General features: G+C 60.7%; 11 protein-coding genes and 1 pseudogene. 8 read left to right on the forward strand and 4 right to left on the reverse strand.

Annotated elements, in window-relative coordinates; translation table 11 throughout:
* Positions 1-131: 131 nt before the first annotated feature.
* A complete protein-coding gene (locus tag M0814_RS01315; protein WP_103486383.1) occupies positions 132-5,027 on the reverse strand; it encodes an NAD-glutamate dehydrogenase in 4,896 nt (1,631 codons plus the stop codon).
* A 505-nt stretch (positions 5,028-5,532) separates the two neighbouring features.
* Between M0814_RS01315 and M0814_RS01320 the strand changes: the two genes are divergently transcribed.
* The 7 genes from M0814_RS01320 (at position 5,533) to M0814_RS01350 (ending at position 13,129) form a co-directional block, all read left to right on the forward strand.
* Complete coding sequence (locus tag M0814_RS01320; RefSeq protein ID WP_003225678.1) at positions 5,533-5,886, forward strand: hypothetical protein; 354 nt, start codon at positions 5,533-5,535, stop codon at positions 5,884-5,886.
* 394 nt (positions 5,887-6,280) lie between these two features.
* Positions 6,281-7,240, forward strand: a complete 960-nt coding sequence (locus M0814_RS01325) for a MoxR family ATPase (protein WP_003218556.1) — start codon at positions 6,281-6,283, stop codon at positions 7,238-7,240.
* A 5-nt stretch (positions 7,241-7,245) separates the two neighbouring features.
* Positions 7,246-8,190, forward strand: coding sequence for a DUF58 domain-containing protein (locus M0814_RS01330; protein ID WP_103486384.1), 945 nt, complete (start codon positions 7,246-7,248; stop codon positions 8,188-8,190).
* Positions 8,187-8,684: a DUF4381 domain-containing protein gene (locus M0814_RS01335; protein ID WP_003225681.1), complete on the forward strand. Its 498-nt coding sequence runs from the start codon at positions 8,187-8,189 to the stop codon at positions 8,682-8,684. Before M0814_RS01330 ends, M0814_RS01335 begins: the two co-directional genes overlap by 4 nt.
* Entirely contained in the window at positions 8,677-9,756 is a 1,080-nt protein-coding gene (locus tag M0814_RS01340) for a VWA domain-containing protein (RefSeq protein ID WP_103486385.1), read from the forward strand. The genes M0814_RS01335 and M0814_RS01340 overlap by 8 nt, the downstream gene beginning before the upstream one ends.
* Positions 9,753-11,495: a tetratricopeptide repeat protein gene (locus M0814_RS01345; RefSeq protein ID WP_103486386.1), complete on the forward strand. Its 1,743-nt coding sequence runs from the start codon at positions 9,753-9,755 to the stop codon at positions 11,493-11,495. The genes M0814_RS01340 and M0814_RS01345 overlap by 4 nt, the downstream gene beginning before the upstream one ends.
* Positions 11,492-13,129 carry a BatD family protein gene (locus M0814_RS01350; protein ID WP_003225687.1) on the forward strand — a complete coding sequence of 546 codons (1,638 nt, stop codon included), beginning with the start codon at positions 11,492-11,494 and terminating at the stop codon, positions 13,127-13,129. The genes M0814_RS01345 and M0814_RS01350 overlap by 4 nt, the downstream gene beginning before the upstream one ends.
* A 136-nt stretch (positions 13,130-13,265) precedes the next feature.
* Here M0814_RS01350 and M0814_RS01355 read toward each other — a convergent pair whose 3' ends face one another.
* The 3 genes from M0814_RS01355 to M0814_RS01365 all read right to left on the reverse strand — a co-directional run bounded on the left by M0814_RS01355 (position 13,266) and on the right by M0814_RS01365 (position 14,520).
* Entirely contained in the window at positions 13,266-13,634 is a 369-nt protein-coding gene (locus M0814_RS01355) for a hypothetical protein (RefSeq protein ID WP_103486387.1), read from the reverse strand.
* Between the two features lie 150 nt (positions 13,635-13,784).
* A complete protein-coding gene (locus M0814_RS01360; protein WP_112997813.1) occupies positions 13,785-14,087 on the reverse strand; it encodes a hypothetical protein in 303 nt (100 codons plus the stop codon).
* A 175-nt stretch (positions 14,088-14,262) separates the two neighbouring features.
* On the reverse strand, positions 14,263-14,520 hold the full coding sequence (locus tag M0814_RS01365) for a hypothetical protein (RefSeq protein ID WP_247868454.1): 258 nt from the start codon (positions 14,518-14,520) through the stop codon (positions 14,263-14,265).
* Between M0814_RS01365 and M0814_RS01370 the strand changes: the two are divergent.
* A pseudogene (locus M0814_RS01370) lies at positions 14,514-14,712 on the forward strand (DUF899 family protein); the annotation flags it as partial. The gene M0814_RS01365 and the pseudogene M0814_RS01370 overlap by 7 nt on opposite strands.
* Positions 14,713-14,784 lie beyond the last annotated feature (72 nt).

Consider the following 14,784-nt stretch of genomic DNA (forward strand, 5'->3'; position numbering starts at 1 on the left):
ACATTTGAAATGCATTCCCCCTGTGGGAGCGGGCTTGCTCGCGAAAGGGCCGTAACAAACACCACAAAACCCACAGACATAAAAAAGCCCCGGCATCTCACGACACCGGGGCTTTCTCATTCAACCACTACTCAGGCCAGCTCAAGCTCGGCATTCACAGCAGCTGCAGGCACTACCGCTTGCCCACTCAACGCCAGGTCGAGCAGTTCGCGGTTGGCAACGGCGTACATGGCGTAGTCGGTGCCGCTCGCAGCACGGATTTCCACCAGCATGGCGCGCCAGCGCTCGATCATGCCTTCGTGCTGTTCCATCCACAGCGCCAGACGTGCTTCCACGTCCAGCGTGCCGTCGCCCTGTTGCAGGACGGAGATGGTGATCGCACGTTGCTGCCAGTCCACGTCGTCACGGAACGCTTCACGGGCCAGGGCCTGCCAGTTGTTTTCAACCGGCAGCGCGCTGATCTGTTGCAGGTACCAGGTGATGTCCAGCGCACTGCCCACGGCGAAGTAGGCCTTGGCCACTTCGGCAGGGTTCTGCCCGGTCACGTCGGAGGCTTCGATGATCGGCAGCAGGGTGTACAGGTGCGAGGTACCCGCCACCATACGCGCCAGCAACTCCGGAACACCGGCCGCGACGTAAGCCTGATAACGCGCCTGCCAGTTTTCGCGGATTTCGCCGCTCAGCAGTTCGTCGAGCTTCAGACCCAGCTCCTTCAGGTGCGGACCGAAGTGCGCCACGTCACGGGCAGCGTTCTGCTCGTTGCGACGGGCACGCAGGAACCAGCGCGTAGCGCGACGGCCCAGACGCATCAGCTCGTCCATCAGCTCCAGTTGCACGTCAGCGCTTACTTGGTAGTCCAGCGCTTCGATCTGACGGAACCAGTGCGGGAGGTGGAAGATGTCACGCACGATCACGTAAGCGCCCGCCACGTTCGCCGGGCTCATGCCGGTCGACTCTTTGAGTCGCTGAACGAAGGTGATGCCCATGTGGTTGACCAGATCGTTGGCAATCTGGGTGCTGACGATCTCGCGCTTCAGACGGTGACGGCGCATGGCTTCGGAGAACTTGCTGACCAGGGTCGGCGGGAACGCCGTTTCCATGTCGCGGGTCAGGTAGTCGTCGTCCGGCACCAGCGAGTTCAGCAGCTGTTCCTTGAGGTCGATCTTGCTGTACGAGATCAGCACCGACAGCTCGGGACGGGTCAGGCCATGGCCTGCCGCAACGCGCTCGTTGATCTGCTCTTCGGTTGGCAGGAACTCGATGGCACGGTCCAGCTTGCCACGGCCTTCCAGATCGCTCATCAGACGCTTGTACTCGGCAATGCGCTCGTAGGCACGACGCGCCGCCAGGGACAGAGCCTGGGTCTGCTTGTAGTTGTTGCCCAGCACCAGACCACCGACTTCGTCGGTCATGCTCGCCAGCAACTGGTTGCGTTGCTTGTCGGTCATGTCGCCGGCCTGAACCACTTCGTTCAGCAGGATCTTGATGTTCACTTCGTGGTCGGAGCAGTCCACACCACCGGCGTTGTCGATGAAGTCGGTGTTGGAACCGCCGCCATTGAGACCGAATTCCACACGACCCAGTTGGGTCATGCCGAGGTTACCGCCCTCGCCCACCACTTTGCAGCGCAGCTCGTTGCCGTTCACGCGCAGTGCATCGTTGGCCTTGTCGCCCACGTCGGCATGGCTTTCGGTGCTGGCCTTGACGTAAGTACCGATACCGCCGTTCCACAGCAGATCCACCGGCGCCTTGAGCAAGGCGTTCAGCAGTTCGGTCGGGGTCAGCTTGTCGGCCTTGATGTCGAAGCGTTCTTTCATCTGCGGCGAGATGGCGATGCTCTTCGCGCTGCGCGAGAAGATGCCGCCGCCTTCAGACATGATGCTGGTGTCGTAGTCGGTCCAGGCCGAACGCGGCAGGTCGAACATGCGCTGACGCTCGACGAAGCTGGTCGCCGGGTTCGGGTTCGGATCGATGAAGATGTGCATGTGGTTGAACGCGGCCACCAGTTGCAGCTTGTCCGACATCAACAGGCCGTTACCGAACACGTCACCGGCCATGTCACCGACGCCGACCACAGTGATGCTGTCTTCCTGAACATTGATGCCGCGCTCGCGGAAGTGGCGCTGTACGCCAACCCACGCGCCCTTGGCGGTGATGCCCATTTTCTTGTGGTCGTAACCGGCGGAACCACCGGAGGCGAACGCGTCACCCAGCCAGAATCCGTAGTCGATGGCGATGCCGTTGGCGATGTCGGAGAAGGTTGCAGTGCCCTTGTCCGCGGCCACAACGAGGTACGGGTCATCGTCGTCATGACGCACGACGTTGGCCGGCGGCACCAGCGCGCCGTCTTTCAGGTTGTCGGTGATGTCCAGCAGACCGGAGATGAAGATGCGGTAGCAGGCGATGCCCTCGGCCGCGATCTCGTCACGGCTGCCGCCCAGTGGCAGACGACGCGGCAGGAAGCCGCCCTTCGCACCCACCGGCACGATGACCGAGTTCTTCACTTGCTGGGCTTTCACCAGGCCGAGGACTTCGGTACGGAAGTCTTCTTCACGGTCGGACCAGCGCAGACCACCACGGGCAACGTTACCGAAGCGCAAGTGCACGCCTTCGACGCGTGGCGAGTAAACGAAGATTTCGAACTTCGGTACCGGCTTCGGCAGCTCTGGAATCGCGTGCGGGTTGAACTTGAAGCTGAAGTACGACTTGTTCTGGCCGTTGGCATCAGTCTGATAGAAGTTGGTGCGCAGGGTGGCTTTGATCAGGTCCAGGTAGCGACGCAGGATGCGGTCTTCGTTGAGCACCTGAACGTCGTCCAGTGCGGTCAGAATCGCTTGTTCCAGACGCTGTTGCTTGTCTTCCAGATCATCGCTGCCCAGCTTGCGCGCCAGGTAGAAACGGGTCTTGAACAACCGGGTCAGCTCGCGAGCGATGTCGGTGTGGTTGTTCAGGGTGCTGGCGATGTAACCCAGGTCGAAGCCCAGACGAATCTGCTTCAGGTAACGGGCGTAGGCACGCAGCAGCGCGACGTCGCGCCATGGCAGACCGGCGGTCAGCACCAGACGGTTGAACGCATCGTTCTCGGCATCGCCACGCACGATGTGGACGAATGCGTCCTGCAGAGTGTCGTTGAGTTGCTGGATATCCAGCTCCAGACCTTCAGCCGCGGTGAACGCGAAGTCGTGGATCCAGAACTCGCGGCCATTGGTGTGACGCAGACGGTACGGGAACTCGCCCAGCACGCGCAGGCCGAGGTTTTCCAGAATCGGCAAAACGTCGGACAGCGCCAGCGGGGTATCAGCGTGGTACAGCTTGCAATGCAGCTCGCGTTGGCCGGACACCTGGCCAAGCGGCTGATAGAAGCTCATCACCAGCGGATTTTTTTCGTTCAGGCTCAACAGGTGCTGCATGTCGACCACGGCCGAATGCGCCGCGAAACGCTCGCGGTAGCCGGCCGGGAAGCCTTTCGGGAAGTCCGCCAGCACGTTGGTGCCGTGGGCTTCGCCGAAGCTTTCGACGGTCAGTGCGGCGTAGTCGTCCTGCCAGCTGCGGCAGGCCTGTACGACTTCTTTTTCCAGCAGCAGCGGGTCGATGTCGATGCGATTCTTCGGATCGACACGCAGGATCAGCTGCACGCGAGCCAGCACGGACTCGGAGAAGAAGGTCCAGAACTCGCAGTCGGTGGCCTTCAGGCGCTCCATCAGCACCTGCTGGATCTTCTGGCGCACTTCGGTGGAATAGATGTCGCGCGGCACGTAGGCCAGGCAGTAGCAGAAGCGACCGTACGGGTCTTTGCGCAGGAACACGCGGATCTTGTTGCGTTCCTGGATCTGCACGATCGACATCACGGTGCTGAACAGCTCGTCGACCGGGGTCTGGAACAGGTCGTCACGCGGCAGCACTTCGAGTACCTGCGCCAGTTCCTTGCCCAGGTGAGCCTTGGACTGGAAGCCGGAGCGGCGTTCGATTTCTTCGACCTTGCGACGGATGAACGGAATGACCCGCACGCTCTCGCCATACACCGAGGAGGTGTACAGGCCCATGAAGCGGTGTTCCTTGATGACGTTGCCGTCGGCGTCGATTTCACGGATCGACACGTAGTCCGGGTAGGCAGGACGGTGTACGCGGCTCGGGTGCGCAGCCTTGGCGAACGACAGCAGGGTCGGTTCGCGCAGGTAGTTCACCGCGTAGTCTTCGATGTGACGGTCTTCGTCGGTCAGACCGGTGCGCAGCAGTTTGGTCAGGCCGAGGAAGGAATTCTGGTCGTATTCGATATGGCCGCCATCGGCCTGATCGACAACGGTGAACTCTTCGTAGCCGAGGAAGGTGAAGTGGTTGCCCACCAGCCATTCCAGGAAGCTCTTGATTTCAGTCTTTTCGTCGGCATCGACGGCGAATGCGCTGTGATCGAGCTTGGTGAGGATCTCCTGCACCTTGGCCTTCATCGGCTCGAAATCAGCGACCGCGACGCGCACTTCACCGAGCACCTGCTCCAGCTCTTTGCTCAGCACATTGAGTTCGGCCGCGTTGGCGCAGCGGTCGATTTCCAGGTACATCAGCGACTCGTGCAGCACGCCTTCGCCGGTGCTGCCCTTCGGCAGGATTTCCAGCAACTCGCCCTTGCTGCCACGACGCACGCTGAGCACGGTGGTTTGCAGGGTGTGGATGCTGTAGCCGCGGCGGTTCAGCTCGGTGCGGACCGAGTCGACCAGGAACGGCAGGTCGTGGTGCAGCACCTCAACCGCGGTGTGGGTCGACTGCCAGCCATGACGCTCGTAATCGGGGTTGTAGACGCGCACTTGCGGTTGCGCGTGATCGAAGCGCTCAAGCAGGCGCCACGCAGAAAGAGTACAGCCAGCGAGGTCGGAGAGGCGACGTTGAGTCAGCTCGTCCAGGGAAATGATGCCGAAGAATTGTTCAGCAAACAGCGCCACTTGTGGCAGTGCCTGTTCACTGATGTGCTGCGCCAGTGCCGCTTGCAGTTGGTGCTGGAAGTCGGCTTTGCTGGCTGCGGTGAAGAACGCCATCTGTGGTACTCCGCTTGGGGCTTGTTATTGATGGAAAGCGTCGCTTGCAAAACCCCTTTCGGGGCCTCCGTCGCCCTGTTCCTGATTCTCGGGCAGAGGAAACAGGGTGACAGGTGGGTGAAGCTGGACACGACACTCAGGTCACATTCACCTTCCATTGAATGAGCATCTGCAAAAACGACTGTCAGGGCTGCCGACAATGCCTTTACGGGTGCTCATCCGTTGCGCAGCTTAATGGGTGCGACAATGTGTCTGCTTGCGGTGCTGCGACATATTCGGTCATTGGCACGTAAACAAGGGGTTCGGCACCGATAAACACTAGCATTCATGGCGCAAAACGCCGGCTTGAATGCCCGTATTTACGGTACATCTGTGCCAGAAGTGACCATTGACCTGTGTCGCGTTCACGACACATCCTCTGACACTCTCACATGCAGAAATTCCCGAGGACTGGCAGAATCGCGCCCAATTGCGACCAACACGCCCGCCGAGGCAGGAATTCCCCATGCAAATGACCACCGCCCTATTGATCGTCAACCCGTGCGACGACGAAGAAGACAACATGGCCATGCTCTGCTGCCACAGCGACAAGGGCGACATGTTTCTGATGAGCCGCTATCCGGACGAGGATGAGCTGGAGATCACCCTGGATGGCGAGCCTTCGACGCTGGACGGCGTGAAAGTCACCTTGACCAAGACTCTGCTGAAGATCGAGATCGCGGCGGCGGATGCCGATGCGCTGAATGGCGATGATGTGCTGGAGATTACCTTCAATCCGGACATGGTTGATCTGGCTGAAGTTGAAGAAACCCTGAAAAATATTCTGGATGGCACCGGGACCTATATCAGCCAGATTTGAGGGTGCCTGAGCCGGCCTCTTCGCTGGCAAGCCAGCTCCCACAAGGACCGATGTGTTGCATAAATCGCATTCGCACCGCTGATACCTGTGGGAGCTGGCTTGCCAGCGATGGGGCGAAATTTGATGTCGTCTGGACTGCCCCCTTCGCGAGCAGGCTCGCTCCCACATTGACGGGTGTACGCCGTTCAAATGTGGGAGCGAGCCTGCTCGCGAAGACGCCCGAAAGAACACTGCACCTTTCTCCGGCTACAAAATTCCAACAATTGCCCCAGTCATTTCCCGCACTTTGCGCAAAATGCCGTTAGTCGCCACCCCCCTCGATGGATTAAAGTAACGCCCCCAGCCACGGTGTTATCCGAACGCCTGCGGCCACCCTTTCCAGGAACAGTCACCGATGGAACATCGTGAAGCGCTGCTGGCGCTGCGAACCTTTCTTTCAACGCAGATTCTCGGCCAGGAAAAACTCATCGAGCGTTTGCTCATCGCCCTGCTCGCCGACGGCCACATGCTGGTCGAGGGTGCTCCGGGTCTGGCCAAGACCAAAGCGATCAAAGAACTCGCCGAGGGCATCGAAGCCCAGTTCCATCGCATCCAGTTCACCCCGGACCTGCTGCCGGCCGACATCACCGGCACCGAGATCTATCGCCCGGAAACCGGCAGTTTCGTGTTCCAGCAAGGGCCGATCTTCCACAACCTGGTGCTGGCGGACGAAATCAACCGGGCCCCGGCCAAGGTGCAATCGGCGCTGCTCGAAGCCATGGCCGAACGGCAGGTCAGTGTCGGGCGCAGCACTTACGAGCTGTCGCCGCTGTTTCTGGTGATGGCCACGCAGAACCCGATCGAGCAGGAAGGCACCTACCCGTTGCCCGAAGCCCAACTCGACCGCTTCCTGATGCACGTGAAAATCGGCTTCCCCGACGCCGCCGTTGAACGCCGCATCCTGCAACAGGCCCGTGGCGAAGCCCTCAATGGCGAAACCAAACCCGAGCGCCGGGTCAGCCAGCAAGCGATCTTCGCCGCGCGCAAGGAAATCCTTGGCCTGTACATGGCCGACGCCGTGGAGGAATACCTGGTGCAACTGGTCATGGCCACGCGCACGCCGGCCAAATTCGACCCGGAAATGGCCGAGTGGATCGCCTACGGCGCCAGCCCGCGCGGCTCGATCGCCCTCGACCGCTGCGCCCGTGCTCACGCGTGGCTGGCCGGTCGCGATTTCGTCAGCCCCGAGGACATTCAGGCCGTGCTGTTCGACGTGTTGCGTCACCGCATCATTCTGTCGTTTGAAGCCGAAGCCGCCGGCATCGATCAGGATCGGGTGGTGCAGCGGATTCTCGACGTCGTAGCCGTCGCTTGACCCCCATGAACGCCCCCCTACCGTCCGAACCGGGCATCCGCATCAGCCTCACCGACCTGATCGAGATGCGCCACCGTGTGCGCGAAGTGCAGCTGTTTTCCACACCCAGTCAGCGCAGTCCGCTGATCGGTCTGCATCACTCGAAATTCCGTGGCCGTGGCGTCGACTTCGATCAGGTGCGGGTCTATCAGGCCGGCGACGACGTACGCACCATCGACTGGCGCGTGACAGCACGCACCCAGGAGCCGCACACCAAGCTGTTCCATGAAGAACGCGAGCGCCCGATTTTCATCATGGTCGAGCAAAGCACCCGGCTGTTTTTTGGCTCGGGGCTGATGTTCAAGTCGGTGCTGGCGGCGCAAGTGGCGGCGCTGATCGGCTGGGCGGCCCTCGGCCACAACGACCGGGTTGGCGGGCTGGTGTTCGGTGACAACGAGCACTACGAAATCAAACCCCGGCGCAGCAAGCAAAGCCTGCTGCAATTGCTCAACCGGCTGGTCAAGGTCAACCAGTCGCTGCATACCGAACGCGAATCGGATCACGATGCCTTTGGCGTGGCCCTGCGCCGCGCGCGTGAGGTGCTGCGCCCAGGCAGCCTGGCCATCGTGATTTGCGATGAGCGCGCACTGTCGGACAGCGCCGAGCAACAACTGAGCCTGCTGTCGCGGCACTGCGACTTGCTGCTGCTGCCGCTGTCCGATCCGCTGGATCACGCCCTGCCCGCCGCCGGGCTTTTACGATTCGCCGAGCGCGGCGCGCAACTGGAACTCGACACGCTGAATTTCGAGCTGCGCCAGACGTATCGCGCCCAGGCCGAAGCACGCATCGCCCGCTGGGAGCTGCTCGCGCAGAAACTGCGGGTATTGCTGATGCCGCTGAGCACGCAAAGCGAGATGGTCGAGCAGATGCGCGAGTTTCTCAATCCGCAGCGTCCGGGGACAGGACGATGAACGGCCTCGAACAACTGCAGCCGCTGATTTCCCCACCACCGATTGCCTTCTGGCCGCCGGCGCCGGGCTGGTGGTTGCTGCTTCTGTTGTTACCGTTGCTCGGCTTCGCCGCGTGGCGCCTGCGCCGGTTCATTCCGATCAAGAAACGCCCGATCGTGCGCGCCGAACAACCGCTCGACCCGGTACGCATCGCCGCCCTCGCCGAACTGGCGCAGATGCCCAAACCCTACGACGGCGCACCCGCCGGCGCCTGGCTGCAACAACTCAATGGCCTGCTCAAACGCCTGTGCCGCAACCATTACCCCTACAGCCAGAGCCACACGCTCAACGGCCGCAAATGGCTGGCGTTTCTCGACAACCGCTGCCCGGCAGCCGGCCTGACGCGCTGGATGGTACTGGTCGAAGGCGCCTACAAACCCGAGTGCAAACTCGACGACAAAGCCATTGCCGGCCTGACCCAAGCCGTCGACACCTGGATCCGCAAGCATGTTTGAGTTTGCCTGGCCGTGGATCTTCCTGCTGTTGCCGCTGCCGTGGCTGATGCGCCTCGTGCTGCCGATGGCCGACAGCGGCGAGCCAGCCTTGAAAGTGAGTTTCCTCAACGACCTGGAAGGCCTCGCCCGTCGGCGTGCCCGAGCCAATCTGCCGGCGTGGCGCCAGCAAGCACCGTTCCTGCTGCTGTGGCTGTTGCTGCTGACTGCCGCCGCGCGCCCGCAGTGGTTGGGCGAACCGTTGCCGATAGCCGCCAGCGGGCGTGATCTGCTGGTGGCGGTGGATGTGTCCGGCTCGATGGATTTCCCCGATATGCAGTGGCAGGACGAAGATGTCAGCCGCTTGACGCTGGTCCAGCATCTGCTCGGCGACTTTCTTGAAAGCCGCGACGGTGACCGTGTCGGTCTGATCCTGTTTGGCAGTCAGGCGTACCTGCAAGCGCCGCTGACCTTCGACCGCCACACCGTGCGCGTCTGGCTCGATGAAGCGCGTATCGGCATCGCCGGCAAAAACACCGCCATCGGCGACGCTATCGGTCTGGCGCTGAAACGCCTGCGCATGCGTCCGGCACAGAGCCGAGTGTTGATCCTGGTGACCGACGGCGCCAACAACGGCGGCGAAATCGATCCTCTGACCGCGGCAAAACTGGCTGCCAGCGAAGGCGTAAAGATCTACCCGATCGGCATCGGTGCCGATCCTGAAGCCAGCGGCAGCACCGGCCTGCTTGGGGTCAATCCGAGCCTGGATCTTGATGAGCCGGCGCTCAAAGCCATCGCCCAGGCCACCGGTGGTCAGTATTTTCGTGCCCGCGATGGTAAAGAGCTGCAAGCGATCAAGAACACCCTCGACCAGCTCGAACCGGTCACTCAGCAACCGACCCAGGCGCGCCCCGCACAAGCCTTGTATCAGTGGCCGCTGGCGTTGGCCTTGCTGTTGAGCCTGCTGCTGGTCGCCCGTGAGTTGTGGCCGGACAACCCGTTGCAACGCCTGTTCACCAAGGAGCTGTATCTGCAAAGTCCGCTGCCTGACTGGCGCGAACGCCTCAAGCGTTTGCGTCTGCGGAGGCGCCGATGATCGCGCTCTGGCCGCACTGGTTCCGCCCCTGGTGGCTGCTACTCCTGCCGCTGCTGGGCTGGTTGCTCTGGCAACTCTGGCACCGACAGAAACGCGCCGGGCGCTGGCAGATGATTCTGCCGCCGGCGTTTCACTCGACGCTGCTCAGTGGTGGTAACGGTCGCGACAGTAAATTGCCGTGGGTCGTGCTCGGTGCTGCCTGGTTGCTGACGACGATCGCCCTGCTCGGACCGAGCTGGGAGCGCGTCGAACAGACCAGCCAGAAACCTGCCGACCCGCTGGTCGTCGTGCTGGAACTGACTCCGGAAATGCTCGCCACCGACTCGCCGCCAACGCGACTGGAACAGGCCCGGCGCAAACTGTTCGACCTGTTGCAGGCACGCAGCGATGCGCAGACCGCGATCGTCGTCTACGCCGGCAGTGCGCACACGCTGGTGCCGCTGTCGGATGACCTGGCGACCAGTCGCAATCTGCTCGACGCTCTCAAGCCGTCATTGATGCCGGAAAGCGGCAACCGCGCTGACCTCGGGGTCATCAAGGCGCTGACATTGCTCAAGCAAGGCGCCCTCGGGCAGGGGCGGATTCTGCTGATCGGCTCGTCGCTGAGTGAAGAAGAACGCCAAGGCATCCGCCGCGCCCTCGGCAAACAATCGGCGCAACTGCTGATGCTCGGCATCGGCACCGCTGAAGGCGCACCGATTGCTCAGGAGGACGGCAGTTTCCTCAAGGATGAACAAGGCGCGATCCGCGTGCCGCAACTCGACAGCCCGAGCCTCGGCGCATTCCTCGCCAGCGTCGGCGGCGACTACCACAGTGCGCGTCTGGACGAGAGCGATTTGCGCGCCCTCGGCCTGCTTGATGGCCCGCGCAGTCTGCGCAACGATGGCCAGACCGTGCGCCTCGACACTTGGGCCGATCAGGGTTACTGGCTGTTGTTGCCACTGTTGCTGCTGGTCGCCTGCGCCGGACGCCGTGGCTGGTTGTTCTGCCTGCCGCTGCTGCTGTGCCTGCCGCAGCCGAGCTACGCTTTTGACTTCGAAGACCTGTGGCTGCGACCTGACCAACAGGGCCTGCACCTGCTCAAGCAGAAGCGCCCGGCCGAAGCCGCCGAGCACTTCGAAGATCACCAGTGGCAAGGGCTGGCGTTGTACGAGGCCGGCGATTACAGTGGCGCCGCTCAGCGTTTCGCCGAAGGCAGCGATGCCCGCGCCCACTACAATCGTGGCAACGCCCTGGCGAAAAGTGGCGAGTTGGAAGCGGCCATCGACGCCTACGAGCAAGCGCTGGAACTGCAACCGGACTTGCGTCCGGCGCTGACCAACAAGGCTCTGGTGGAAAACCTGCTCAAGCAGAAGAACACCCCGCCGCCGGCCGAGCCGCAGCCGCAGCCGCAAACGGCCCAGCCGAACGTACCCGGCGATGAACCACCGCCAGCGACCGCGCCGCCACCGGCGGTCAACAGTGACACCCCGAGCGAGGCCCAGCCCGGTGAGTCGGCCAACGAACCGCCGCCGACCACACCACCGCAACCGGGACCCAACGAAGTGCCGGGCAACCCGCCGGATGAGTCACCGAATACTGCGCCGATCCTGCAACCCGGCGAGGACACCCTCGAAGGCGAACAGCGTCAGGCACTGGAACAATGGCTGGGCAAGATTCCGGACAACCCGGGGGAATTGCTGCGACGCAAATTCTGGTACGAACAGCAACAACATCAGGATAAGGGAAAAACTCGATGACCCGCTTCACCGCTCTCTTGCTGCCCCTGCTGATCTGCATGGCCACCGCCCAGGCGGCCGAGCTGACGGCCAGCGTGGATCGCAGTCGCCTGAACACCGGCGAGACGGTCGAACTCACCCTCGAAACCAACGATGTCACGCAGTTCGGCAAGCCCGACCTGACGCCGCTGGAGCCGTTGTTCGAGGTGCGTGGCACGCGCCAGGTCAACCAGTTGAACACCCTCAATGGCGACAACCGTGCGACCACGCGCTGGATCATCACCCTGCTGCCGAAAGAGAACGGCAGCGTGACCATTCCGCCGCTGCAACTGGGTGAGGTGCAGAGCCAGCCGATCACCGTGCAAGTGGTCGAGAGCGATACCCGCGAAGAGAAAAACAATCCGGATCCGGTGTTCATCGAGGCCAGCCTCGACCAGTCCAGCGTGTATGTGCAGGCACAAGCGATCCTGACCCTGCGCATCTATCACTCGGTGTCGCTGTACGACGACAGCAGCCTGACCCCGTTGCAGATCGCCGATGCGCGCATCGAGCAGTTGGGCGACACGCGCACCTACGAGAAAGACATCAACGGCGTGCGTCATGGCGTGATCGAGATGCGCTACGCGATCTATCCGCAGCACAGCGGTTTGCTGACCATCGCCCCGCAGACGTTCAGTGCCACGCTGGTCGATACCCAGCCCGCCCAGGACGCGACCGCGCAAGGCCCGAAACCGGGCAAGCTGTTGCGCGTCAGTTCCTCGGAGATTCCGCTGACGGTCAAACCAAAACCGCTGACTTACCCGGCCGACGCACCCTGGCTGCCCGCCCGCAGCCTGAGCCTGAGCGAAAGCTGGAACCCGGAGCCGGATCACACTCAGGTCGGCGACTCGCTGACCCGCAGCCTGACCCTGAAAGCCGAAGGTCTGGCCAGTTCGCAACTGCCGGCCCTGCCCGCCACCGACGCCAACGGCCTGCGCCGTTACCCGGATCAACCGGTGCTGAGCAACCAGAGCGGCGAGCGCGGCCTGATCGGCAGCCGTGAAGAACGCGAAGCGCTGGTGCCCAGCCGCAGCGGTGCGATCGAGTTGCCGAGCGTCGACGTGATCTGGTGGAACACCTTCGAAGATCATCTGGAACACACCAGCCTGCCGGCGCGCACCCTGCAAGTGGCGAACAACCCGAGCCTGCAGGTCGACACCCCGGCCGGCAATCTGCAACCGAGCGTCGTCGATAACGATGTGCTGTGGTGGTGGAAACTCAGCACCCTGATCCTCGCCTGCACCACCCTGCTCGGCTTCGGCCTGTGGTGGCGCGCGCGCTGGCAGCCGGCGGTGCACCGCGCCGCACAAACCGGCCCAAGCCCGCGCACACTGCTGGACGACATCAAGCGTGCGAGTCAAGCCAACGATCCGCAAGCGACGCGTCAGGCACTCGATGCATGGGCGCGGCAGCAACCGGAAACCCTTGCCGATATGGCGGCGCGGTTTGTGCCGTTGTCGGATGCGCTGGATGGGCTGAATGGTGCGCTGTACAGCGAGACCGGCCAGCATTGGCAAGGCGAAGATCTGTGGCGGGCAATCCGCACCATTCCGGCGGCGGAGCGGGTGCAGGATCCGGTAGGTGACAGTGGGTTGCCGCCGCTCTACCCGAAGTAAAAAGCAAAAAGATCGCAGCCTGCGGCGGCTCCTACAGAGTGGGCATTTATTCCCTGTAGGAGCTGCCGCAGGCTGCGATCTTTTGATGTTGAATGGTCGATTCAATCGACCTTCAAACGATATTTGACTTGACCACTTAAAGTAGAAAAAACTTCCGCACAGTTTCCATATCTGACTGGATAATTTTCAACTCCTCGTCATCGACATCTGCCTCGATCAGGCTCTCAACGCTGCATTTGCTGTAGGTCTGCGCCAAAATCCCCAACATATCACTCGTGTATGGATCTTCTTTTGACAGCTGCATGCCGCGGCGAAGTCCTTCCATGTAAATGGCGGTTTGAAGAATCGTATTCGGACCGGGCGCATCTTTGCGCATCAAGAGTTCCAGATCATCCTGAGCATAGGCAAAAGCTTGCTCCGGACGAAAACCAAGTTCATCCATCGCATGAAAATATAGCCCTTTAACCATTCCTCTGGCCTGATTGAACAAGCTTTCAACCCGCATCTCCATTCTCCAGCAGTTTCAAACCGCATCGGTATGAAGCGGAAATGATTTCAAGTTACGACCACCGGAGGTGATCAGCAAATCAAAGGAAAGTCAGCGGCCGGCAATACCGCCCGCTGCACCCTGGATGCCTGGAATACGCATCACCGTCTAATAGTTGAATTTTGTTTTGACCTGTTCGCCTTCGCGATAAGACAGGACAAAGGACTTCCATGGCTCACCGCGAGCAACCGCATGCTCGTGTAGCTTTTCTACAAGCACATAGATTTTCCAGTGATTGAAATCAGTTTCAGCGTCCCAAATTTCTGAGCCATTTTTTTCCACAGCGAGGTCGGTCTCCATATAGTTCCCCCCCCACTCAATGCTGTATCGAAAGGACTCATAACCGTGAACAATTCCGGTCTCGACCAGTTCAAAAATTGATTTAACGAGTTCGAAGTCCTCTGTAATCACTCTATTACCTCCGGAATTTGATGAGGTTCATTTTTAAAAGCCACGGCTTTGTGTTTACCGTCAATGTAAAACGGGGACAGACTACGTTTTCGCAGTGCTTTCTAAACGTGGTTTGTCCCCATTTGCCCCTGACAACGCGCTGACCTTTTACTCCTCGAGCCGAAATTACTGAAACTCATACTCTTTCAGCAATAACCTCTAACTCTTCCCACACTCCGGCAAGGCCAATACTATTCATGTAAGTAGCGAAATCCAAAAAAGGCGCAACCCCAATTTCTTCGATCTTGAACCACGTTGCATCACACTCCGGACAAGTAAAAATAAAAGCTTCGGTTGCTTTGATTTTCGCCTTAACAATATAGTCCTGCTGACACCTTAGGCAAAGCATATAAACCTCTTTATGGAACTGGTTCGTCAAAAATAAATCTGTCACCTTACCATCGTGATGCAAAGGGCGAGATTTTCCCTACGTATTCAACCTATGCCCGCGGCGTGGACATGCTGGTCGATGCAGACAACTACTTCAACCTCATACCCAAGGGCAGGAATGAGGATGAGATCATGGATGGGGGCGCATCATGATCGGTATGAAAATGAAAAAGCCTCGAGTTGCTGCCATAAGTGAAATGGCGTCAACTCTGGAAACGGACGACCAGTGCCGCCGGTTTTTCAGATAGCAAGATGACTTTTTGCAAAG

It is taken from the genome of Pseudomonas sp. MWU12-2020, from assembly GCF_023100605.1.
Classification (GTDB): Bacteria; Pseudomonadota; Gammaproteobacteria; order Pseudomonadales; family Pseudomonadaceae; genus Aquipseudomonas; species Aquipseudomonas fluorescens_H.

Coding starts and splice junctions, on each gene's coding strand:
- M0814_RS01315 (WP_103486383.1), bottom strand. CDS start 5,027: ATGGCGTTCTTCACCGCAGCCAGCAAAGCCGACTTCCAGCACCAACTG.
- M0814_RS01320 (WP_003225678.1), top strand. CDS start 5,533: ATGCAAATGACCACCGCCCTATTGATCGTCAACCCGTGCGACGACGAA.
- M0814_RS01325 (WP_003218556.1), top strand. CDS start 6,281: ATGGAACATCGTGAAGCGCTGCTGGCGCTGCGAACCTTTCTTTCAACG.
- M0814_RS01330 (WP_103486384.1), top strand. CDS start 7,246: ATGAACGCCCCCCTACCGTCCGAACCGGGCATCCGCATCAGCCTCACC.
- M0814_RS01335 (WP_003225681.1), top strand. CDS start 8,187: ATGAACGGCCTCGAACAACTGCAGCCGCTGATTTCCCCACCACCGATT.
- M0814_RS01340 (WP_103486385.1), top strand. CDS start 8,677: ATGTTTGAGTTTGCCTGGCCGTGGATCTTCCTGCTGTTGCCGCTGCCG.
- M0814_RS01345 (WP_103486386.1), top strand. CDS start 9,753: ATGATCGCGCTCTGGCCGCACTGGTTCCGCCCCTGGTGGCTGCTACTC.
- M0814_RS01350 (WP_003225687.1), top strand. CDS start 11,492: ATGACCCGCTTCACCGCTCTCTTGCTGCCCCTGCTGATCTGCATGGCC.
- M0814_RS01355 (WP_103486387.1), bottom strand. CDS start 13,634: ATGCGGGTTGAAAGCTTGTTCAATCAGGCCAGAGGAATGGTTAAAGGG.